Consider the following 22,257-nt stretch of genomic DNA (forward strand, 5'->3'; position numbering starts at 1 on the left):
CGCTGGTAGCTTCGGTAGAGCACCCACTACCAGGATCACCAGTGACAACAACGCGCAAACCGCTACGGATCATTACTTCCTGCACCGACAAGAAGCTGCCGGTTTCTCATGCCGTGCCCGCGCGCGATCTCTACCTCGGCGAGCAGCATATCAGGCTAATGCGGGGCATTCGCGAGTCCGAGGCGCAGGGCCGGCAGATCGACCTGTGGATCGTTTCGGCCGGGGCGGGGCTGATTCACGGCAGCTACCATCTCGCCCCGTACGACACCACGTTTGCCGGGCTACCCGCGGCAACGATCCGGGAGCGAGGCAGACTACTGGGCATCCCGTCCACGCTTGCCGGACTGCTTGCCGAGGACGTTGACACCTACCTGCTATTGGGGCGTGACTACCTGCGTGCGTGTGACCTGGAGGCCTTGCCCAATCCACGGGCGCGAGTAACCGCGATCTGCTCCGCTGGAAGTGCAAGGGGGTTGAGCAAGACCCCTTGGATCACGACAGTCACCTACGCGCCGAGCGCGCTGCGCGACCTCGGCTGCGGTCATATTGCAGCCAAGGGCGAAGTCATGGCTCGATTGCTTACAGTCGTGGCATGAACCGCCTCTGTAAGCCGTCTAGGTTGTCATTTTCTAATTTCGAAGAACGCCTTGTCTTAATTGCGGGAACGCGGCATCGACGCAGCATGCAAAAGTAGGTCAGGGCAAGGGTTTTTGGGCACCTGATTCGGGCATAACAATTGCTCTGGAGTTACTTTCATTCGATCAGGACTTCTTTGTACGCTCCTGATCATCGTCAGGCCCCATCCCCGCCAGCAGACGAACCCGCGCATAGGCGCATCGCGATTTTGTTGGAGGTCCTGCCTCAGCGCCCTCCGGCAGTCACTGCGCCTAACCTACAACCTCGCTTGGAGCCAAAACATGACGTACCTGAAATGGTCGAACGACCTCGCTGTGGGCAACACTTTCATTGACAACGACCATCAGAAGCTGATCGAGATGGTGAACCGGTTGCACACCCTGATGGCGGAAGGAAAGGGCAAGGAAGTGCTCGATAAGGTGCTGCACAACCTGGTCACCTACACGCAGGAGCATTTCCGGCGGGAAGAAGATCTGATGCGCAAAATGCATTTTCCGGGCTTTCAAGCGCACAAGGAAGAGCACGAGAAGCTGCTGAACCAGGTTCTGGACCTTCAAAAGAAATTTGAAAGCGGGGCCGCGACCTTGTCGATACAGGTACTTCACTTCCTGCGGGACTGGCTGATCAATCACATCGGCAAGTCTGACAAGGAACTGGCCCTCGCTGCGCACGAAGCGGCGCACTAATTCAACCGGGTCATGGGTGCGGGCGGCAGCTACGTCGCGCCGCTCCCAATCAGATACCTCGAACGGTGGGGTGCCATAATTTGAAAACGCGGAGTGATTCGGTAGCCTGAATACATCAACTCAGGAGCCAATCATGACCGCAGAAATCCGCCAGTTTTCCCTTCATCCCGACATCATCTTTTCCATCATCCACGCTCAAGCTGGCCGCTTTTCCAAGGCGATCGCGGAAGGCGTGATGAACGCGATCGACGCCGGCGCCTCCCGCCTGACAATCGAGCTGAACGAGAAAACCTACGTTCTCGACGACGACGGCGGCGGTTTCAAGTCGCGGGAGGAAATCGAACAGTTCTTCGAAAAGTTCGGCACGCCTCACAAGGAAGGTGATGCCAAGATGGGGCGCTACCGCATGGGCCGCGGTCAGCTATTTTCGTTCTCCTCGACCGTGTGGCGCTCTGGCGAATTCCTCATGGACGTGGACGTGAAGGCACGCGGCATCGACTACCACCTGACCACGCTCGCCGAACGCCACGCCGGGTGCCGCATCGAAGGTACGCTGTACGAGCCGCTCCTGCCCTCCGAGGTCGAATCGGTTGGCCGGGAACTCGCGGACATGGTCCGCTACGTGCCGATTCCCATCACGCTGAACGGCCAGCTGATCAGCCGCGATCCCGAGCAGGAAAAGTGGGACATTGAAACCGACGACGCGTATATCAAGCTGCGCGCCAGCGGAGGGCTGCGCGTCTACAACCTCGGCGTCCTGGTGCGTGAGTACTCGTCGCACCAGTTCGGCACCGGCGGCGTTGTGGTCAGCAAAATTGCCCTCGCAGTGAACTTTGCGCGCAATGAAGTGCTGTTCAACCGCTGCGACGTCTGGAAGCGCATTTCGACGAAGCTCAAGAGCGACGCAGACAAGCGCACCACCCGCAAGACGTCGATGAACGCGGAGGAGCGCGAATACCTTGCGACGCAGCTGGCGATCGGCGCCGTGGACTTCCACACGGCTCGGGACGCGCGCATCATTACCGACGTCACAGGCAAGCACGTGCCGCTGGCAACCTTTTACAACGACATGTACAAGCTGCCGATGACTGTGGCGCCGGAGAAGGGTTCGCGCATCGGCGAGAAGGCACACAAGCACACGGCGTTCGTGCTGGCACCGGAAACACTGGACCGGTTCGGCGTCGACACGATTGAAGAGCTGCGCGCACTGCTTGCCAAGGTCAAGGGCGCCGAACACGGTTTCGGCATCGCGCAGGCATGGGATTTCTCTCGGGTAGCCGAAAGCTTCTCCGATCGCTTTGAGCTGATCAAACCGGCGGATCTGACCGCGCAACAAACGGCGCTGATGGGCGCTCTGTCTGATTCTCTGTACGTCCTCACCTATCGCATGGCCGCAGCAGGTTACGTCGACCGGGACCGCCGCCACATCACCTTGCATATGGGCGAATCGGACTCGGCCGAAGCATGGACGGACTGCAGGACGTATATCGCGCTGCACATCGACAATGTGGAAGCAGCAATCCGCACTGGCCATGCCGGGGTCCTCAACCTCGGGGCGTTGCTGGTGCATGAGTTGCTGCATACCGATGCGGACCTTGCCGACCACGGCCACCCGCCGGAGTTCTACGAGGCCTTTCATAACATCGTCTGCAACAAGGAATCGCCGCTGTCCGATTTTGCCGATGCCGTCATGTCCCGTTACGTCGTAGGGCTGCGCAAGATCAACAAGAAGGTTCCCAAGAAATATTTGAAGCAGGCGGATGCCGCCGCTCGGGTGCAATCCAACGTCAACGAGTTGGAAAAGCAGATCGCGCAACTGCGCGAGGCGGCATAGGAGGCGCGGCCGTGGCCTACCAGCGACAAACGGATGGTGCGCCGTGGGGCGGCTGCCGCATCGACTCACGCGCGACAGGGCTCTGGATTGCTCGCGGTCGCGCGCATTGCTCCCGGAGCGAAGTAATGAAGGCGCTCCAGCATGACGCGGTGGCCCGGCGCATTCTCGCCAAGGGATGTGCGCCGAGGGCCGGGGAGTTTGTCGGCGTGCGGCTCAATCTCAATGTCCTCAAAGCCACTGGCATTCCCGTTCAGGCACTGCACGCCGGTAACCAGTCAGGCGGGCATCAGTGCAACAAGGGCTTTTACCGCGGCGCGGTGCTGGCGTACGAGGGGGCCGTCACACTGCGCGATGCTTATTTCAACGTGCATCAAAAAGCACGGGAGGAAATCGCCGCTGGTCGGGCAGCAAAGTCGCCGATGGCGTCCGTGGGCGGCATCCTTACTCGAAAGCCACCGATCCTGGACGGCGTGGAGGTGCGGTTCAACCCGATGCGCGAACACCTTTTCACCGATACGGCGCACCGTCCGATCCGATGGGCGCAGGAAGTGACAATATGCGGCCACCGCGCTTATGTCCGCGGGGAGGTCGAGTACTACACGCCGGCGAGCGCGCCCAGCGCAGTGATCTGGGCTGTGCCTTAATCGCGGTCTCTTCATTCGCCATATATAGCAGGGAGATGCCTTGAATTAGACGCCGGAAGAGCAAGAAGACCGTGCTACCATCTGAGATCTTCTACCTACCTTGTCCGCTACTCCGTCGGTGGTATTTGTTTGATGATCTTCAGGTGAAGGCGCAATGTTGATTGGAACGCGTGTTGTCTCTTGCTGGACCGTGCAGGTTATTGGCGCTGACTTAGATTGGCATACCTTTGCGCTTCAAACCAAAGATGGTTGCTACCTTTCCAGCAATACAAGACTTGTTGGAATCGACAAAGCTGTTGCGCTCTCTTGCGAGGAATTGGCGAAAGATCTATGCATAGCGATATTGCCGATTATGCGCCGCCGCCATGGAAACGACGTTGAATTGCAAGTTCAATCAGTGCGATTGCCGCGAAACGCGACCTGCTTCGACGACGCCCTCGTCCTGGCGCGAATAAGAGATAAGAATTTTGCTCCAAATAAGCGTCCAGTCGGCCTCAACGTGCCTGCTCAAGAGGAGAGAGCCCTGCCGAGGCAGTATCTCTGCACTCTAGGTTCCGAAACTTGCCGCGTGATTCCTAAGGGAAGCGCAAAACCCAAAACAGGCAAGCCGTTCGCGTTTCGTCTTGCTGAACCCAAATCCGCGTGGCAGAGGGGGATTGTGAACGGGACGAATCCAGACGGTTCGTTGGTGCTCACATTGATTTTGCCGGACGTCCAATGAACATCTACGAAATGTACCTCGAACATTGGAAGCAGCCGGGTTTCTGGATTCGTCGGACCTCATGGGGAAATACTATCGCCAAGATCAAGCAGGTCGGTGAAATGTCGGGGCGTCCTCCCTACTATGGCAATCCGGAAGTCGTGGCAGTGGTTTATGACATCCACTCGGGCCAAGTCAAGGACGAGCATTTCGTAATCGAGACTGCCGGAACATTCAAGACTTGGCGGTGGGTGCAACCGCCTAGTTGGAGCCCAGATGAACCCTTTGACCCGCAAGCGGGCCGCGTTACTCTCAATGTGCCTTTCGAGCAAAATCGACATGCCAAAGGCCTCGGTGCCCGGTGGTCACATTTGCTTGGTGCTTGGTGGATTGCAGAATGGCCTTCCCCTGAATTAACGGACAGTTCCGATAGGTATGATGTCACTATCGGAGGAAATAATGACAAGGGAACGAAGGTATTTTTCTGAGGAGTTTAAACAGGAGGCAGTTCGCCTGGCATCGCAACCCGGAGGCAGCAAGGCGGCGATTGCAAGGGACTTGGGGATCGGCGCCAATCTGCTTGGCAGATGGTGTCGGGACAGGTCCGAAGGAAGGCAAACGCCGGGAAGCGCTGCCGACAAGGTGTCGGCACAGGAATATGAGCGCATGCGTCGGGAACTGGTCAAGGTCAAGACGGAGCGCGACATCTTAAAAAAAGCGCTCGGCTACTTCGCTGCAGACCCCAAGTGAAGTACGGCTTTATCGCCCGCCATCGCGCGATCTGGCCCACAAGAACAATGTGCCGTGTGCTTGGGGTTTCTGCCAGCGGCTTTTACGACTGGCTTGATAGACCGCCTAGTGAGCGTGAGCAGGACAATGCGCGATTGCTACGTGCGATTCGGCAGAGCTACGATGCCAGTGATGGTACGTACGGCTCGCCCCGCATCGCCTGTGACCTGAGGGACGCTGGAGAAACGTGCAGCGAGAACCGTGTGGCAAGGTTGATGCAAATTGCCGGCATCAAGGCGCGCCACAAGCGTCGACGTGTACCCGGCCAGCAGGAAGCAACCGTTCATTCGATTGCACCAAACCTGCTCGACAGGCAGTTTGCCGCCACGGCGCCGAACCAGAAGTGGACAGCTGATTTCACATATGTCTGGACTGGAGAAGGCTGGCTGTTTGTCGCTGTGGTGTTGGACCTGTATTCGCGCCGCGTCGTTGGCTGGTCAATGCAGCCGACGATGACTGCGCAACTGGTCATGGATGCGTTGCTCATGGCAATCTTCCGGCGTGGCCGGCCGCAGTCAGTGTTGCATCATTCCGACCAGGGCTCGCAGTACACCAGTGAAGATTTCCAGCGACTGCTGGAATCACATGGCATCGTTTGCAGCATGAGCCGGCGTGGGAACTGCTGGGATAACGCGGCAATGGAGAGCTTCTTCTCGACACTGAAGACAGAACGACTGAACAGGAAACGGTATCGCACCAGGGATGAGGCGCGTGCCGACGTCTTCGACTACGTTGAAAGGTTTTACAATCCGAGGCGAAGGCATTCCACCTTGGGCTATGTTAGCCCTGCACAATTTGAGAATCTACAATGTGCCTGACGGAAGTGTCCGTCGAAACGGGGGAAGGCCAGAAAACGACGAAAAGGGGCTTGCCAAGGCAGCGACCCTTGGGTTCTTACTCCCGCGTGCGCCCTTGGTCTACTTCGCCGTTCCCTATAAACAACGGCTTGAGGCGAAGAACACCGGAGCGAAGTGGGAGGGAGACAAGAAGCTGTGGTCACTTCCAAGCACCAATCACGATGCTGTTGCCAGGTTGCGAGAGGCAGGCTTTCGGGAAGTGGCGGTGCCATGACGAACGATTATCGCCGGAGAGAAATACCGTTTTGAAAGGAATGCAATGCAATCAGGCCAGAACTGGGTCACGCCGCACAACCGTGCGCTGATTCGTGAACTGCAAGCTCTGGATCCCGCTGCGCGGGAATATTTCGAGGAACGTGCCGGCATCCTTGAGTTCGAAGGCGGCATGCCGCGCGCGGCCGCCGAAGCGTTGGCGCTGAAACAGGTGACGGGCGCGGGCAGCACGTCGCCTCGTGCCCGTACTTAGCACTCAGGGGGCAGTCGATGAACTGGATCAAGTCGCTGTTTGGCTTCGCCGGTTATAAGCCGACCGCGCCAGCCAAACCTGAGCAGGTGGAGTTGCCGGGACGGCGGCAAGCCGATACACAGGTGGATCCCAACGCGGATCTGTTCGAAAAAGGCTGCGTCTTTTCCGCGCGAGTAAGCTTAGATACTCCGCTGGCGGCGCTACGGCGTCACGGCGAGCGCTTCGACGGCCATCCCAACGACGCGCCCTATGTCTGTTCGGATGAATACGGTTCGTGGGGAATGATCTCCAAGACCTGGCGCTCGCTGGGCATCGACGTCGACGAGTTCAAGCCGTCGCACGCGAGCCCCATCGGCCCGGTCGACCCCGCCGATGTGATGCCCTTCCTAATTGCGTTCCGCGAGATTGTGGAAACAGCCCCCACCCATGAACAACGTATCGCCCGCTTGCTCGAGATGGGACGGCAACCGCAACACAAGGAGTATTGGGACCGGTTCAGCAAAGCCTATGACGACTTCCCGCACTCGCATTTTTACTTCCCGCTGACGGCGTTGCCAGGAGTTGGCAGAAAGACGGCGAAGGCGCTCTACGAAGCAGGCTTTCGAAGCGTCAGCGATATTCACGCGGCGCCGCCGGAGAAACTGGAGGCGATCCCCGGCCTTGGCAAGGCCTCGGTCGCAAAAATCAAGGCGGCGCCGGCCCAGTAAGGGGCTGCGCCCGGCGATTTGTCGTGATGCATCACGGTTAATAATCGGTGTGGGTAACGCATGTGAGGCAAGAGAGCGGCATCGATGATGCCGAGCAGTAGAATTAAACATTCGGGCTCAACACTGCAGACGAGGACAGTAAGCCATGAAAGATAAGCAAGCATTTTGGGGAAGGGCATTTGGCTGGGCGCTGACAATTTGCGCTGTTGTGTACGTGCTCGCACAACATTGGGACAAGCTTGTTGCTGGCCAGTAAAGGAAATGCAAATGTCGTCCCTTAGCCTGAGTCATAAGCACTATGCTCGCTTGCGGAAGTATTGGCAGGCGGGACGGAGTGGGTTATCCAGCGCCGGCGACGGAGTCGTGCTGGATCTGACGGCAGCGGGATTGCTACAAGTGCGGGACACGCCAGGCGTTCTCAACTTGTCTATTACGGATGCCGGCATCAAAGCGCTTCAATTGGAACTGGAGCGTGAAAAAGCGCGCAGGAAACCCCATCATGATCTGGCTGGGCGGTTGGCGGCATGGTTGCGGGAGCAAGGTCGTATCACGTGGGAGAACATTGAGCTGCTTGTTCCGCGTGCTGAAGGTGGCCGTCAGGCCATCCGGCCAGATGTGTTCTCTCTGGCCGCGGTCTATGACGAAGCCCGCATCAATCCCTGCGTTCATGAAGTTAAGGTAAGCCGTGCTGACTTTTTGGCTGATGTCGCGAGTCCGGAAAAACGGGCTGGCTATTCGCAGATTGCGGAAACCGTGTACTACGCGGCGCCGGCTGGAATGATCGAGGCAAGCGAAGTGCCAGCGGAATGCGGCTTGCTAGTCGAAGTGCAGGAAGGACAATTTAAGGTGGTGAAGCGCCCGAAGAAGAAGGTTGAGTTGACGGTGCACCACTTCATGAACCTGATCTTGAAGCCGGGTTCGGTGAACCCGCTCTAACTTAGAGCAAACGGCGCGCGGGAAAGGAATTTATGAGGCGTGTCCGGCGCAGGTGCCGTCGGTGCCGACGTTATCGCATTCCCCGACCACGAGTCCGACCTTTCCTTGCGCCTTCATGATGACGAGGGCAGCACGCATTTCGATTGGTGTGCCGCCCTGCAGCATCGTCCCGAGTTGCTCATCGGTGCGGGAGAGAAGGTAATCAATATCGAAGTGGCAATGGATGCGAGTGCCCATGGTATTCCTTGAATAAGTCGAGCGGAACGCTGGATGAATTCTCAAAGCGTACTGATGCGGACCGCCATCGTTGAATCAGATATGGGCGTCAGCATCCGACAACAGCCTCACGCTTTTTTACAAATTTCCAAGCTGCCAAGTTTACCCCTCGCGCCTGTGTTCTCGCCAGTCGAGTACGAGTGAGCACTTCATAATTTCCCAGATTCAAGTTTACTTTCGAGACACCTTCGTTTACGTTAACACTGTATTTATTTACAGTATTCGAACGAGGCTCACGTGTCCATTCTCCCTTCCACTGCAGTTGCCACTGCGGCGGAGCGGCGCGAGAAAGTGCTCGCACTTACGCAATCCCTTCCGCACGCTGTCTGGCGCGGCGATTCTCTCGGGCGAGGATCGCCCACTGTCATCCCGACGGGCTATGACGCTCTGACTTCCGAGCTTCCGGCAGGCGGTTGGCCGGCGTTCGGCCTGACTGAGCTGCTCTGGGCGCATCCGGGAAGCGGTGAGTTTCGACTGCTGCTGCCAGCCCTGAAGGCGCTTTCGGATGGCGGACGCACGATCGTCATCCTCGGTGCTCCGCATGCACTGATTGCACCCGCGTTTGAGCAGTACGGGATCGACGTCGCGCGCATCCTCGTGGTCCGGGCAGACAAACCCGCCGACCGGCTCTGGGCGGCCGAGCAAGTGCTCAAGACGTCGGTCGGTGCGCTGCTCGCGTGGCAGCCGCAGGTCAAGGCAGAGCAGCTGCGACGCCTCCAGGTTGCGGCGAGTGGGTGTGACGGCCTGACCTTCATTTTCCGTTCGGCGCGCGCGCGAAGCGAACCTTCGCCGGCGCCACTGCGCTTGTTCTGCGAGGCGGGAGCGTTCGGCCAACTTGCGGTTGACGTGTTCAAGCGGCGCGGTCCGGCAGCTTCCCGGCCCGTTGTTCTGCCTCCCTTTTTCCCCCAATCGCTCACCCGTGCGCTGAAGCGCGCACAACGCAGCGCCGCCGTACCCGTCACCGCCGATCATGCTTTGGATTTCCGTCTTCCTGCCGAACCTGCCACTCGACCTCGCGTACCGTCGCTGGCCTGACGCATTGCAGGCCTCGCTGCGCAAGGAAGTGCCGCTGGCAGTCGTGGAAGGCAAACGGGTACGCTGGGCCAGCGAGTGCGCCAGCGCGGCCGGGATCGCCGTGGGCATGACGGAAAACGGCGCGCACGCGCTGGCCAGCAATGTCGTACTGATTCAACGGGACCCGGATGCCGAGGGGAAGGCGGTCCTCGAAGCGGCGCTTTGGGCGCTGCATTTCACCCCGCAAGTCTCGATCCGGCCATTCGGGCTGCTTCTGGATGTCACGGCCAGCCTCACGCTATTCGGCGGCGCCGGCGCGATCATGGCGGCGCTGCGGGAGGGCATCGCTGCTCTCGGCTTTGAGCCTCACCTTGCCGCTGCGCCCACCGCAACGGCAGCATGGTGGTTCGCCCAAGTGCAGGACGGCTTGATCTGCGACACTGAGACAGTAGGCGCTCGGGTTGCGGCGTTACCGGCGCTGCTGATGGAGTCGTTGCGCCCTTACGCCGATACTCTGGATGCCATTGGCTGCCGCAACATCGGTCAGGTCAGGCGTTTGCCGCGTAACGGCATCACGAAGCGATTCGGGCGGGCGGTGCTGCAGGAGCTGGACCGCGCGTATGGCACGGAACCGGAACTCATGGGGTGGTACGAGCCGCCCGAGCGCTTTTGCCAGCGCACGGAATTGGCGGGGCGCGTCGAAACAACCGAGCTGCTGCTGGTCGCCGCCAAGCGCCTGCTGATGCAGATGAGCGGATATCTCGTCGCGCGTCACGCCGCGGTGGCGCAGTTCAGCCTGCTCTTGCATCATGAAACGGTGCGTCAAGGGAAAAGTCCGACGACACGCATCGATATCAGCCTCGGCGCGGCGAGCCGCGATCTGGATCACCTGTACATGCTTCTGAAGGAGCATATGGCCAAGGTAGTGCTCCAGTCGTCGGTCATTGAACTCACGCTGGCCGCCGACGCCATCGAGACGGTAGCGCCGACCAACACCGAGCTCTTCCCGACGCCGGCGAGCGAGGCAGAGTCGGTCGGACGGCTGATCGAGCGGCTGACAAGCCGGCTGGGCCAGGACAGCGTACGGCGGCTGGCCGCTTTCGCCGACCACCGCCCGGAGCGTTGCACCGTCACGCTTCCGCCGGAGCCGCCCAAGGCGGGCGCAAAGCGTCGGGCCGCCGAGTCGCCGAAATTCCCGGCCCGTCCCACGTGGCTGCTGGACAATCCCATCCCATTGCTGACCCGGCAGAACAAGCCGTTCTACCAGTCGCCGTTGCAGCTCATCAACGGCCCGGAACGGGTTGAGTCCGGCTGGTGGGACGATGGGACTGTAGCCCGTGACTACTTTGTCGCGGTCAACGATAGCCACCAGGTTCTGTGGATCTTCCGGGAGCGCATCGGCGCAGGCGAGGAAGAACCGGGTTGGTTCCTGCATGGTTTCTACGCATAGCCATGTTCACCGTCCTTCCTGCCTATGCCGAGCTGCACTGTTGCTCGAACTTCAGCTTCCTTCGCGGTGCATCGCATCCGGAGGAGCTGGTCGCGCGGGCGGCGCAACTGCAGTATTCGGCCCTGGCCATCACCGACGACGGCAGCCTCGCGGGCGTCGTGCGGGCGCATGTGGAAGCCAAGAAGGTCGGTCTCCACCTGATCATTGGCGCCGAAGTGACGATGGCGTGCGGGCTGCGCCTGGTCCTGCTCGCAATGAACCGCGACGGGTACGGAAACCTTGCTGAACTGCTGACCGTGGGCCGAACCCGAGCCCCGAAAGGCAGCTACGAGATCCGCCGCGAAGACATCGCATTCGACGGCACCCCGGAACACGGCGCGCGGCACCTGCGCAACCTGATCGGGTGCTACGCCATCTACATCGGTGACAGGGAGGACGATCCCGCCGTTCATGACGAACAGGGGAGGTGGGTCGCCCAGACCTTCGGCGACCGGGCTTCCATTGCCGCTGAATTCCTGCAACGCCCGGACGACGATATGTGGCATGAACGGCTGCGGGATCTCAGCAAGGCCATCGGCCTTCCGCTGGTTGCCGCCGGCGACGTCCACATGCACGTGCGCTCGCGCAAGCCGCTTCAGGACACCCTTACCGCGATTCGTCTTGGCAAGCCGGTCAGCGAATGTGGGCTGGAGCTGCATCCGAACGCCGAACAGCACTTGCGGCAGCGCATCCGGCTCGCCCAGGTGTACAGCCGCGACATGCTCGAGCAGACACTGGAGATCGCCGCGCGCTGCACCTTCTCGCTCGACGAGTTGAGCTACCAGTACCCCGATGAGGTGGTGCCTCCCGGTGTTACACCAACTCAATACCTGCGCAAGCTCACCTATGAGGGCGCGAGCCTGCGCTACCCCAACGGCATTCCGGCCAGCGTCCAGGGGCAGATCGAGCACGAGCTTGAACTGATCGCGGAGCTGGCGTATGAGCCTTACTTCCTCGTCACCTACGACATTGTCGCCTTCGCACGCTCCCAAGGGATTCTTTGCCAAGGCCGCGGGTCGGCGGCCAATAGCGTTGTCTGCTACTGCCTCTACATCACCGAGGTCGACCCGACACGGATGAACCTCCTTTTCGAGCGCTTCGTCAGCCGCAGTCGCAAGAACGAACCGCCCGATATCGACGTGGATTTCGAACATGAAAAGCGCGAGATCGTAATTCAGGAAATCTACCGCCGCTACGGTAGAAACCGCGCTGCGCTGACAGGCGCGATCACGACCTTCCGCCCGCGGTCGGCCATCAAGGACGTGGGCAAGGCACTGGGGATGGATTTCGACCAGGTCAACGCGCTGACGAGCTCGCAGCACTGGTGGAACGGCAGCCGGATCGACGAGCAGGGCCTGCGCGACTGCGGGCTCGACCCGGAATCCCCGGTCGTCAAAAAGCTCGTTGCACTGTCTCAGACGCTGATTGGTTTTCCACGCCACCTGTCACAGCATGTCGGCGGCTTTGTCATCGCCCGCGACAGCTTGCGGCGTCTGGTGCCGATTGAGAACGCAGCGATGGCCGACCGCAGCGTGATCGAGTTCGACAAGGACGATATCGAGGCGCTGGGATTCATCAAGCTCGACGTGCTCGCGCTGGGCATGCTCTCGGCGATCAGACGTGCGCTCGATTTCATCTCGGAGCGACGGGGCGAGGTGTTCACGATGCAGGATGTGCCGGCTGAAGATCCGGCGACGTACGACATGATCTGTCGCGCGGACTGCATCGGAAATTTCCAAATAGAGAGCCGCGCCCAGCAATCAATGCTATTGAAGACCAAGCCCCGGACCTTCTTCGATCTGGTCATACAAATAGCCCTTGTCAGGCCGGGTCCAATTGTCGGCGAAATGACGAATCCTTACCTCCGGCGGCGGCAGGGGCTTGAGCCGGTAACGTACCCCAGTGACGAGGTGCGGGAAGTGGTTTCATGCACACTAGGTATACCTATATTTCAGGAACAAGTCATGCAGTTGGCGATGGTCGCCGGTGGCTTCACCGCTGAGGAGGCTGACCAGTTGCGACGCGCAATGGGCCAGTGGAAGAAGAAGGGCGGCTTGGAGCAGTACGCACAGAAGCTCATCGATGGCATGCTCGCACGCGGGTACACCCGGGAATACGCTGAGTCTCTCGCGAACTTTACCAAGGCGTTTTCCGAGTATTCGTTCCCGCTCAGTCACAGCGCCAGTTTCGCGCTGCTCACTTATGTCAGCGCTTGGTTGAAGTGCCACCATCCAGCAATCTTCCTTGCGGCGCTCCTGAACTCCCAGCCCATGGGGTTCTATTCGCCCAGCCAGCTCGTTCAGGATGCCAAGCGTCATGGCGTGGAGGTGCGGCCGGCGGACGTGTCTCTAAGCGACTGGGATTGCGCCATCGAGGAGGGCGCGCATCCTGATCGCCCGGCCGTCCGGCTCGGCCTACGCATGGTGCGGGGACTCAGTGCGGAAGGAGCCGAGAACCTGGTCATGGCGAGGGTGATGCAGCCTTTCCGGCATGTGGACGACCTGGCGCGGCGTGCCGCATTGTCGACCAACGACCTGCAGGCGCTCGCGCGCGCCAACGCGCTGCAGTCAATCGCTGGCCACCGGCGGCAGGCGGCATGGGACGTCGCCGGCATGCGCCCCATGCCGAAACTGCTCAAGGACGCGCCGATCGCGGACGACGCGCTCGAACTTCCGGCGCCGTCTGAGAGTCAGGAGATCTTGGCGGACTACCGAAGTACCGGTCTTACGCTGCGTCGGCATCCTCTGGAACTGCTGCGCCCACGGCTGACCGCCATGAACCTGAGCACAGCAGAGCAACTGCAAACATTCCCAGACCGCAAGCTTGCGCGCACCACCGGCATCGTCACGGTGCGACAGCGCCCGAGCACGGCGAATGGTGTCATGTTCATCACGCTGGAAGATGAGACGGGTATCACCAACGTGATCATCTGGCCGAGCCATCTTGAGAAGCAGAAGAAGGAGATTTTGGGTGCGAGGCTGCTTACCGTGTACGGCGTCTGGCAGCGCGACGGCGAGGTGACGCACCTGGTTGCCAAGCGCGTGGTCGACCACACGGAGCTACTGGGAGAACTGGCGGTATCGAGCAGGGATTTTCACTAGACGACCGCAGGCCTGGAAAGGAAAACGTATGGCCTTCCGGGGCTGACTGAAGAGAGTCGACGCACCCACTGATGCGATACGCCTCCGATTCGTGGGTTTGCTGATGCGGTCCACTTCCCGTCAACAAGTTTCTGTCCCAGGTAGGCGCGAGCCCGTTCTTGAATACCCCATTTTGCGCATGACCAACGGTCACGAGGAGCCAGACGCACTACCCACTCGGAGACGTCTGGATTCCCCCGATTGTCTCGCTTGAGCAAACTGCGCATGGCACTCGTTACCGCCAACCGCCCGGCGGTGCCCTTCCTGAGCCGAATGGCGATTTCATCGGCGCTGGCTATCCCGTTCAATGACCGAGCGAGGGATTCCAGGCACTGGCGCTGAAATTCGGTGATAGGTTTTGTTGTTCGCCTGTCCGCCATCATTTTGTGTTCTGGCCGTATGCTCGTGAATTCTGTTACCCAGTATATCGGCGAGGACGGGGACAGTACATTTCCGGCGCGGGCTCACGCCAGGCGCACGCGTGCGAAAGAAATCGCCGTCAAGTCGGCGTTCTAGCAAAAGCCGACAACGCTTGCCGCAAAGATGCAAACTTCGCACCACCGTCGGATCGCCCGAACGCTTTCAGGTGACCACACACGAAAACCTCTGCCTTGCCTCCGCCATCCCAGTGAACAGTTCCCAGATGCGGGTTTTCGATTTCCGTGAACAGACAGTCCTTCTTGAGGCCTGGTGCATAGAGCGAGGTGAATTTGCGGTATGCCACACGCCCGTGTAGCAGCACAACTGAAGGACGAAACGCCGCAACGATCTCAGGAAAGACCCCAAGTGCTTGTTGCGCGCCCTCGAGCTGCTTCCATTCTGCTTCGCTTCGGGTGGGATAGGGGGATATGTTCGTGTCGAGTACAGTGTCGAAGCCGGCGGACTGCAGCCAACGCGCGGCGCCATCCAAGCCTGTTCGTGTACGGCTCAACGGGGGCTTGCCCTGTGTAATCCGGATACGCCGGTAAATCGGAAGAAAGGTATCGGCCGACAGCAGCGAGTCTACGTACTCGTCGAATGTAATGCCGTCGGTTTTGTAGATTGGGGTTGCCGGGTTGACTCCGACGATGAAGGCACCGCCGGAAGCGAGCGGACCGCGCGCGACGAACGGCCTGAGATATGGGCCGTCGGCCTCGGTCGGCGCGCACCAGCGCACAAGTGTGTCCCTATCCAGCATGTCGGCGTGAGAAGTTTGCGGAGCAGCGAGTGTACCGCAGCAGTCAAGCAGTGACACCTTCCCGATTCAACTACGTCTTATGCCAGCTCGACTTCCTCATCAAGACGCTGTACCGATACCACTGCCGGCGGGTTGATTTTCGCGACGTCGAAGGTGTGCAGGCCTTTTGCCACGACATTATCGTGCTCGTCGTAGATGCGATAGTTGGCGAGAATCACCGTTTGCCCGCGCTGGTCAAAGTCGTGGAACTCTGGCCGCCAGGTCGCGTTGACCTTGTCGGTCGTACGGGAAATAAGCCCGGTCATATACACGGTCCGGGTATGTGGATCGCGCATGCCCTTTGTCCATTCGACCTCCCAGCGGTCGCCGGGACGTAGTTGCGCGCGCGCCTGCGCCATCTTCGTCTGCAGACGGTAAGTCTGCATCGGCATCGCGCGCGTCGGCACATCAAAGGCGTTCTCCGGTAGCGGGGCAACCTCGCGCTTGACCAGTTCGAAGACCCGCTCGCCGCGGTCGACCACGCTTCCTGCGCTATTGCGCAGTTTGTATTCCGCAATCAGGTAGGTTTTTCCGCTGAGGTCGAAGTCAGCCGGCTTTGCCTCCCACAGAGCCGGTGCGACGTCGGTACCGCCGGCGACAACATCAGTGGCAACGAGATTCTTGGTTCGTGGGTCGCGCATGGCCTTCATCCATGCTACTTCGAGCTGCGTTTCGTCTTTGAGTGCCTCGGGCTGGGAGTCGATCACAAGCGACACAGTCTGCTGGGAAGTGGTCCCGACCGGGACGACGAGCCGTACGGCGGGAGCGGCCTCAATCACCAGGAGAGGATCGGCGGGCGATAGGTGTGTTGCTGGCGTGACCACCTGCAGTCGCCGCTTCTTCAAGTCGTCCGCGCGCGCATTGCCCGTGCCGAGAAAAGCGACTGTCGAGATGAAGAGCACCGACACGCGGTTAGAGTAGAACGCCACTGTAATTCCTTCAATTGCATCAGACAAAGCCCATTAGACCAGCATTTTGTTGCAACGATACTTTGTAAGGTGACCGAAAAGGGCACTACACAACCATTTTTCCAATTTATGGGAGGCCGATGCCGCAAATCCTGATGTCGCTCAACTATGCTCAGCGCTTGCCCGTATTTTGAATTTCTACTCTGCCTTGAGAAGATAGAAGGGCGAAATGTCCTGCAGCGTAGCCGCGGGCAGGAGAGAATGATCTTTTGGGAGCTATTCGATGGATACGATTCACATGCCCGTAACACCTGAGGAGGCTGCGGCCATTGGCTTTTGCCTTGCCTGCTACATCGATAATGAGGGGGATAAGCGGGACGGGATCGGCACTGAACTTCTGGACCGCCTGCAGGAACCCATGGTTTTCTGCGCCAACGGCGAAGGGGAGACGCTATCACTGGATCTCGTTCTCCTTGCGCACATTGACAGCGCGTTGGACATTTACAGTGAAGATCCAGGGGTGGACCAAGGCGTCGTGGCTCGACTGCGCACCCGAATTGCGTCTGCTGTCCCGCGCCTGATTCCCTGATCACCATGAAAAAAGCCGCATCGAATGCGGCTTTTCATGATCGCAGCGTTGATTACTTCTTCTTCGCCGGAGTCTTGGCCGGTTTTGCCGCTGCTTTCTTCGCAGCCGGCTTAGCGGCCGGTTTCGCTGCCTTGGCAGCGGGCTTGGCTGCAGCCTTGGTCGCCGGCTTCTTTGCAGCCTTCTTCTTCGAGTTCACATCGTCCTTCAGCGCCTTGCCTGCAGCGAACTTCACCACCTTGCGTGCGGCAATCTTCAGCTTTTCACCAGTCTTCGGGTTCTTGCCCACGCGAGCTGCGCGGTCAGCCACCTTGAAGGAGCCGAAGCCGATGATCTGAACGGTCTCGCCACGTGCCAGCGCTTCGTTCATGGAGTTGAAGAGGGAATCGACGATGGCGTTGCAAGCCTTCTTGGTCAGGGTCGGGTGTTGGGCGCCGATATTGTCTGCGAAATCGCGTTTGTTCATTCTCTACCTCGGAAAAAGTTGTTGTTGCGCCGCAATCATATACGAGGCAAGCCGTCTGTGATCACAAAACTGACGTAATTGCGACACTTTTCTCATTGAATGAGAATCGGCGCTTCGTGTAGTTCTCTGTGTGGGGAGTATTTGACGCGCTTCAGGGACTTGAAGCAGGATCGCCCCGGCCGACTCGGCGCGGGGCGGACGGCGTTAGATTAGTGCCGCTTGAGGAGAGCTTTCGATGTGGCTGGCGACAAAGCGCTCGAACGCGGAGCGCAGGCCGCGCGTATCGTTATAGATCCAGGTGTCGGGATTGTCCTTGATCAGGTCCCCGACCAGCTTGCAGATCGTCTTGTTCTTCGCAATAAACTGGCACTTAATCTCCTCGACCTCGTCCTTGGAAAGCGAAGACAGGTAGTTGGCGACTGACTGCTGGCGCTGCAGAGCCTGCTCCCGCTCCTTCTGTGCCTTTTCCTCCTCCGCTTGCGCGGCGGCTTGCTTAGCCAGGGCTGCCTTGCGTTCGCGCTGTTCGCGCTTTGCCCGGGCAGCTTCGGTCTCCGAGCCCCATTTATTCTTGATGGCCGTGACCAGGTAGCCGCCGAGATTGATCTGCTCGCCTTCGCCTTTTTTCTCCTTCGCTTCCTTGGCCTTTTTGGTGTACTGGATAGCGTTCACGATGACGGACTCGGGGTTGTCGATGGCGAGTTGTTCAGCAACCGAGCGGGCCACACCGAACTCCACCATCTCCCGTACGAGGTCGCCATTGAAGCAGCTGGGGGCGGCGAACCCGGGAATCTCGGCCTGGCGGGTGGTCGTGGTGGCCGATTTCTCCCGGATGATGAACTTGATGTCTGAAATCTTGCGATCAGTACGCCTGGTTGCGTACTCGATGGTGATATTGGACTCCTCCGATACCACTTTGGTCGCCGGCGTGAGCACCTTTTGCGTCAGGCGGCGGACATCCTCGTAATGCTTGCTGTGGACTGTCCCCAGCAACGCCTGCAGAGTGGGGATGGGAATCCATTCGGTCTCCCCCATATGGCGGTAGTGGTAGAAATTCTCATACAGCGCCAGCGCGGGTTCGGTGCTGATGCGCGCGATCGTCGCCAGATCGTAGATATCGTATTGCAGCGTCTGCGTCAGGTACTCCTTGACTGCCGGGCCGAGCATGTAGCGGATGATGGAGTGACCCGTCTCCGGCTCAGTTTCAAACCAAACTTCTGCAAGGAACTGCGAGAACCCTAGACCCTTGCCTACTTTGCGGCCCTTGGCCAGTGATACCTGTTCATCCGTCAGGCCGAGCCTGGCAAAAATGAACTGAATCTTGCCGAGCTTCTGCAGCGACTCGAACAAGCTCTTGCGATCGCGCGATTGTTCCCATCCGATCTGCTCTGCGGCGGTCTTCGTCCGGATGACGTGGTACTGGTGCTCGATCCCGGTATGCACAGCGTTCGTCAGCAATACCGTCTGCAGCTTGCGCTGCACGAGCGACAGGCGGGTGTCGGATTCGAAATGCACCAGCCTCAGGTCCTTTCTCAGAACCGAGGGGAATGCGCCGGGGCGTGTGTCAACAGTAGCTGGCGCCTTAGCTATCGCGGCGTCCACAAGGGTGTTCATGGGGCAGTTGCTCCTTACTTTTCACATCGGCTTCGGCCGATCGCTACAAGCGGGTCTCCTGCCCGCTGCTTTGGGTCAACATGAACAGATCTACACAAATGTTGACTGGAGGAATTACAACATGCACCCCTGCATGGGAGAACCCCGCTTTCTTTCCCTTTTGGGCGCTTTAAAAACTTTCCCTGCCGGTTTGCGGCCGGCGGCTTCACGGAAACTGGGTCAATTCGCGCTCGGGACGACTTCGAGCACCGAGGGGTTCACGAAACTTGGGTCAATTCAGGCTGCGAGCACCTGTGCAGGCCGCGAGCTTCACGAAAACGGGGTCTTTTCGGGCGGCGAATGTCTTCACGACCGGCCACGCTTCACGAAAAGTGGGTCATTTCAGGTTATGGATGCCCCCTTGCGTCCTGCCGGTTCACGAAAACTGGGTCAATTCGCAGAGGCGAGCCGGATGCGGAGCGTCGAACGGCGTTGCTGCGCTCCCAAAACGCTCTTTTTTGCACCTGGACGTGTGGTTGAAGGGATCCCACCCTCACGAAAGTTGGGTCATTTCGCAGGTTGTCGCGGATGTGCACCGCCGACGCAGTGCGCGGCCTTACTGTGATCCAGGTGTACCGGAAACGGGGTCAATTGGATTTCTGGCGCGAGTCGGCTAGCGCCCAACGCTCGACGACCGGAGGGAGAGCCCTTTGAAATCAGTGGGTTATGTGCCTTCTGTGGATAACGTGCCCGCGGCGCCGGCGTGCTTTTGAAATGACCCTGTTTTCGTGAAGAGGGCGCTTCCCGTAAACGGGGTCATGACCCCATTGCCGGGATCCCGAGGGATGGGTCAATTCGAAATGACCCCGTTTACGGTCCACGAAGATGGGGTCAATGACCCTGTTTTCGTGATCCCGTAAACGGGGTCATCATGCCTTGTGGATAACTGTAAGTAATTGATACTGCTCGTTAACTTCCCATCGTAGGCAGCGCGAGAATCGTATACATATGTTGTTGTTTACTTTAAAAGTAATAACAGACACGGCGGACTCAGCGGCATTACGCGGCAAGCAGCTCGTCCAGAATCGATGGCGGCTCGTCAGGTACCACTGCATTCCTCACTGCAGCCTCTACAGCCTGCTGCAGGTCGTTCGACATGTGATCGACGGCGTCGAGGTATGCCTGCGCGATGGCGAGGTCATCCGGTGAGCGAGCTCGCTCGATCAGCGCCTGCGGCAATGGTGCCCCTTCTTCGATCTGCCTTGCCAGGAAGGTGCTGAGCATGACGTTCCCCTCGTACAGGAACCGGCTTGCCCGCAGCTTGACCCCCACGGGATACCGTGAGCGGGACTGGCCCATCCACTCGAGCAGGCGTGGATCATGGGGCGCGATCAGCACAAGCCGGTCCACGGCGCGGGTCAGCGCGACATAGAACAGCCGCCGCTCATCTTCGAGCATCGCCGGCGTGACTTCGTGCGGCGGGCACAGGAAGGAGGGGAACAGTCCGTCCACCAGGTCCGGAAGAATAACTAAGGGATACTCCAGCCCCTTGGACTTGTGGGCGCTCGTGATAACGACAGCGTCGTCCCTGTCCTTGCCCTCCTCGAACGTGACGCTCAGGTCTTCCAGAAGCAGGGCAAATTCGAGGAGTGTGTAGCGCCCGCTTTGCGCAAAACGGATCATCTCCTGGCACATGCGCTGCTTTTCGGCCGCAATGTCGGGCCGCGGATTATTCCGCTTGAAAAAGGTCAGTAGATCAAGACGATTGATGATCTCGTTGAGCGCCCCGCTCGCCGCCGACGTCGCAGCGAAGCGTGCGAAGTACTGCCAATGCTTGATCGCCGTCCAGATCTTGTCGACGAAGTGCCGCCGCGGTGCCTGGTACGTGGCGGCGAATTCCTTCATGATCGGAATGAAGGACCGTGGCGACAAGGAAATGCTGTGAGCAAGCTCGTCAATCACGTCGCGCCGCAAGTAGAGCGTGGGGACGGACAGCATGGCGGCGACGATTGCAGCGATCTGCTCGCGCGAGGCAAGGGTGTGCAGCCGGTCGCACGCCAGAAGCATGATCCCGCGAAGCGCGAGGACCTCGCGGCGGTCAAAGAACGGCGACGCTCCTTCGATGCGATAGGGAATATCGTTCGTCAGCAGGCTCACCTCGACCGGCATGGTGTGGGCGTACGCGCGCACGAGGATCGCAATCTCCCCCAGGCTTCGCCCGGACTGCACCCATCGGTCGCATGCATCGAGCGCGACCGGGCCCGGGCCGTCTTCCTGATACATTCGGAAGTCGATCGACGTGGACCTGCCGCCCCCCGAAATGCAAATCTTCGGATGGCGGGAGGTGTTCTGGCTGATCACGTGGTTCGCAACCAGTGATACGGCATGGCCGAACCGGAAGGTTTGGCTGAGGTTGAACCGTGCGGCATCCGGGTAGTCTGCCTGAAACACGTTGAGCATGAAGTCCGGGCTGCTGCCCCGGAAGCTGTAGATGGCCTGATCCTCGTCGCCGCAGACCACGACCGAGGCGTGCTCCCCTGCGAGATGGCGCAGGAACAGCTGCTGGCACGCATTGGTGTCCTGGTACTCGTCAACGATGATGGCATCGAACCGGCCTTCGAGCGCGAGCGAGCAGCGCGGGTCACGTCGCAGGGCGCAGACCGGGTCGAACAGCAGATCGGTGAATGTACGCAGGCCACGCTGCTTTCGCAGCGTCTCCATGAGCTGCATCGCCCGCATGTAGACCGGCGCGACCGACGACTGATGCACCCCCTCGCCAGTGATGGACAAGGTGTTTTTGGCGAAATCGACCAAGCTCTGAAATTCCGTAACAACCGTGACGTCGATCTCGATGCGCTCCTCGTCGTCCTGTTCGAGGTTGGCAGCAACCAATGCCTCTTTTGCGAGGTTCAGCACCTTCCAGTCTTCCGTCATCAACTCGGCGCGTGGGAGCAATCCCTGCGCTTCCAGCCAGGAGCACACCCGGCCGCCAAATGCATGGAAGGTCTGGACGTCGGGCGCGGTCACGCCTTTCTCTGCGCAGAGTGCCCTCATGCGTGCGGCGAACTCTTCCTGCGCGTTGGCGTTGAACATCAGAACGAGGATGCGGCGCGGATCGATACCTTTCTCGATTTCACGCGCTACACGGTAGACAAGCGTGTGCGATTTGCCCGACCCGGCCACAGCGGAGACGATCGCGTGCTTGCCGTCGAACTGTTCGACAGCGGTCTGTTCCTGAGTGAGGCGTTTCGTCATATTTTGAAAAGTTCTCTGTTTTGAGAGAAATTATACGAACCGCTGCAGGGGGTTCAAATTCC

The 22,257-nt window shown here is 59.5% G+C and carries 21 protein-coding genes; 15 read left to right on the forward strand and 6 right to left on the reverse strand.

Going from position 1 to position 22,257, the window contains the following annotated elements; translation table 11 throughout:
* Positions 1 to 41: 41 nt before the first annotated feature.
* The 11 genes from AC3WOY_RS27460 to AC3WOY_RS27510 all read left to right on the forward strand — a co-directional run bounded on the left by AC3WOY_RS27460 (position 42) and on the right by AC3WOY_RS27510 (position 8,255).
* Positions 42 to 596, forward strand: a complete 555-nt coding sequence (locus tag AC3WOY_RS27460; RefSeq protein WP_492429656.1) for a DUF6884 domain-containing protein — start codon at positions 42 to 44, stop codon at positions 594 to 596.
* A 321-nt stretch (positions 597 to 917) separates the two neighbouring features.
* The gene (locus tag AC3WOY_RS27465) at positions 918 to 1,322 is read left to right on the forward strand and encodes a bacteriohemerythrin (RefSeq protein WP_492429657.1); all 405 of its coding nucleotides are present in this window, start codon (positions 918 to 920) and stop codon (positions 1,320 to 1,322) included.
* 133 nt (positions 1,323 to 1,455) lie between these two features.
* Entirely contained in the window at positions 1,456 to 3,156 is a 1,701-nt protein-coding gene (locus AC3WOY_RS27470) for an ATP-binding protein (protein WP_492429658.1), read from the forward strand.
* Between the two features lie 125 nt (positions 3,157 to 3,281).
* On the forward strand, positions 3,282 to 3,800 hold the full coding sequence (locus AC3WOY_RS27475) for a hypothetical protein (RefSeq protein ID WP_492429659.1): 519 nt from the start codon (positions 3,282 to 3,284) through the stop codon (positions 3,798 to 3,800).
* A gap of 154 nt (positions 3,801 to 3,954) precedes the next feature.
* Positions 3,955 to 4,521, forward strand: coding sequence for a hypothetical protein (locus AC3WOY_RS27480; protein ID WP_492429660.1), 567 nt, complete (start codon positions 3,955 to 3,957; stop codon positions 4,519 to 4,521).
* A complete protein-coding gene (locus tag AC3WOY_RS27485) occupies positions 4,518 to 4,988 on the forward strand; it encodes a DUF5710 domain-containing protein (RefSeq protein WP_492429661.1) in 471 nt (156 codons plus the stop codon). Before AC3WOY_RS27480 ends, AC3WOY_RS27485 begins: the two co-directional genes overlap by 4 nt.
* Positions 4,960 to 6,107, forward strand: a protein-coding gene (locus AC3WOY_RS27490) for an IS3 family transposase (RefSeq protein ID WP_492429662.1) whose coding sequence is annotated in 2 segments (ribosomal slippage) — positions 4,960 to 5,221 and positions 5,221 to 6,107 — 1,149 coding nt in all. Because the reading frame shifts where the segments join, the coding sequence is not laid out codon by codon here. Before AC3WOY_RS27485 ends, AC3WOY_RS27490 begins: the two co-directional genes overlap by 29 nt.
* Entirely contained in the window at positions 6,067 to 6,360 is a 294-nt protein-coding gene (locus AC3WOY_RS27495; RefSeq protein ID WP_492429663.1) for a DUF5710 domain-containing protein, read from the forward strand. Before AC3WOY_RS27490 ends, AC3WOY_RS27495 begins: the two co-directional genes overlap by 41 nt.
* Positions 6,361 to 6,405: 45 nt before the next feature.
* Positions 6,406 to 6,612, forward strand: a complete 207-nt coding sequence (locus tag AC3WOY_RS27500) for a hypothetical protein (protein ID WP_492429664.1) — start codon at positions 6,406 to 6,408, stop codon at positions 6,610 to 6,612.
* A 17-nt stretch (positions 6,613 to 6,629) separates the two neighbouring features.
* On the forward strand, positions 6,630 to 7,319 hold the full coding sequence (locus AC3WOY_RS27505) for a helix-hairpin-helix domain-containing protein (protein ID WP_492429665.1): 690 nt from the start codon (positions 6,630 to 6,632) through the stop codon (positions 7,317 to 7,319).
* Between the two features lie 267 nt (positions 7,320 to 7,586).
* Positions 7,587 to 8,255, forward strand: coding sequence for a hypothetical protein (locus tag AC3WOY_RS27510; RefSeq protein ID WP_492429666.1), 669 nt, complete (start codon positions 7,587 to 7,589; stop codon positions 8,253 to 8,255).
* A gap of 30 nt (positions 8,256 to 8,285) precedes the next feature.
* Here AC3WOY_RS27510 and AC3WOY_RS27515 read toward each other — a convergent pair whose 3' ends face one another.
* Complete coding sequence (locus AC3WOY_RS27515; RefSeq protein ID WP_492429667.1) at positions 8,286 to 8,492, reverse strand: hypothetical protein; 207 nt, start codon at positions 8,490 to 8,492, stop codon at positions 8,286 to 8,288.
* A 276-nt stretch (positions 8,493 to 8,768) separates the two neighbouring features.
* On the opposite strand from AC3WOY_RS27515, the gene imuA reads away from it, so the two are divergent.
* From imuA to AC3WOY_RS27530, 3 genes are read left to right on the forward strand one after another with little or no spacing between them, the layout of a single operon-like run.
* Complete coding sequence (gene imuA / locus AC3WOY_RS27520) at positions 8,769 to 9,566, forward strand: translesion DNA synthesis-associated protein ImuA (protein WP_492429668.1); 798 nt, start codon at positions 8,769 to 8,771, stop codon at positions 9,564 to 9,566.
* The gene (locus tag AC3WOY_RS27525; RefSeq protein ID WP_492429669.1) at positions 9,502 to 10,995 is read left to right on the forward strand and encodes a Y-family DNA polymerase; all 1,494 of its coding nucleotides are present in this window, start codon (positions 9,502 to 9,504) and stop codon (positions 10,993 to 10,995) included. Before imuA ends, AC3WOY_RS27525 begins: the two co-directional genes overlap by 65 nt.
* Positions 10,996 to 10,997: 2 nt before the next feature.
* Positions 10,998 to 14,135, forward strand: a complete 3,138-nt coding sequence (locus AC3WOY_RS27530; RefSeq protein ID WP_492429670.1) for an error-prone DNA polymerase — start codon at positions 10,998 to 11,000, stop codon at positions 14,133 to 14,135.
* A gap of 538 nt (positions 14,136 to 14,673) precedes the next feature.
* Here the strand turns inward: AC3WOY_RS27530 and AC3WOY_RS27535 are convergent.
* On the reverse strand, positions 14,674 to 15,351 hold the full coding sequence (locus AC3WOY_RS27535; RefSeq protein ID WP_492429671.1) for a uracil-DNA glycosylase family protein: 678 nt from the start codon (positions 15,349 to 15,351) through the stop codon (positions 14,674 to 14,676).
* Between the two features lie 77 nt (positions 15,352 to 15,428).
* Positions 15,429 to 16,319 carry a hypothetical protein gene (locus AC3WOY_RS27540; protein ID WP_492429672.1) on the reverse strand — a complete coding sequence of 297 codons (891 nt, stop codon included), beginning with the start codon at positions 16,317 to 16,319 and terminating at the stop codon, positions 15,429 to 15,431.
* 262 nt (positions 16,320 to 16,581) lie between these two features.
* Here AC3WOY_RS27540 and AC3WOY_RS27545 point away from each other — a divergent pair, with 262 nt between their 5' ends.
* Positions 16,582 to 16,887 (forward strand): hypothetical protein, encoded by a 306-nt coding sequence (locus AC3WOY_RS27545; protein ID WP_492429673.1) that lies wholly within the window; start codon positions 16,582 to 16,584, stop codon positions 16,885 to 16,887.
* A gap of 52 nt (positions 16,888 to 16,939) precedes the next feature.
* Here AC3WOY_RS27545 and AC3WOY_RS27550 read toward each other — a convergent pair whose 3' ends face one another.
* The 3 genes from AC3WOY_RS27550 to AC3WOY_RS27560 all read right to left on the reverse strand — a co-directional run bounded on the left by AC3WOY_RS27550 (position 16,940) and on the right by AC3WOY_RS27560 (position 22,195).
* Positions 16,940 to 17,350 carry an HU family DNA-binding protein gene (locus AC3WOY_RS27550; RefSeq protein ID WP_492429674.1) on the reverse strand — a complete coding sequence of 137 codons (411 nt, stop codon included), beginning with the start codon at positions 17,348 to 17,350 and terminating at the stop codon, positions 16,940 to 16,942.
* Between the two features lie 204 nt (positions 17,351 to 17,554).
* Entirely contained in the window at positions 17,555 to 18,961 is a 1,407-nt protein-coding gene (locus tag AC3WOY_RS27555) for a replication initiation protein (protein WP_492429675.1), read from the reverse strand.
* A 1,038-nt stretch (positions 18,962 to 19,999) separates the two neighbouring features.
* Positions 20,000 to 22,195 carry an ATP-dependent helicase gene (locus AC3WOY_RS27560; protein ID WP_492429676.1) on the reverse strand — a complete coding sequence of 732 codons (2,196 nt, stop codon included), beginning with the start codon at positions 22,193 to 22,195 and terminating at the stop codon, positions 20,000 to 20,002.
* Between the last annotated feature and the right edge of the window lie 62 nt (positions 22,196 to 22,257).

This window comes from Noviherbaspirillum sp. FW303-A3, from assembly GCF_058788695.1.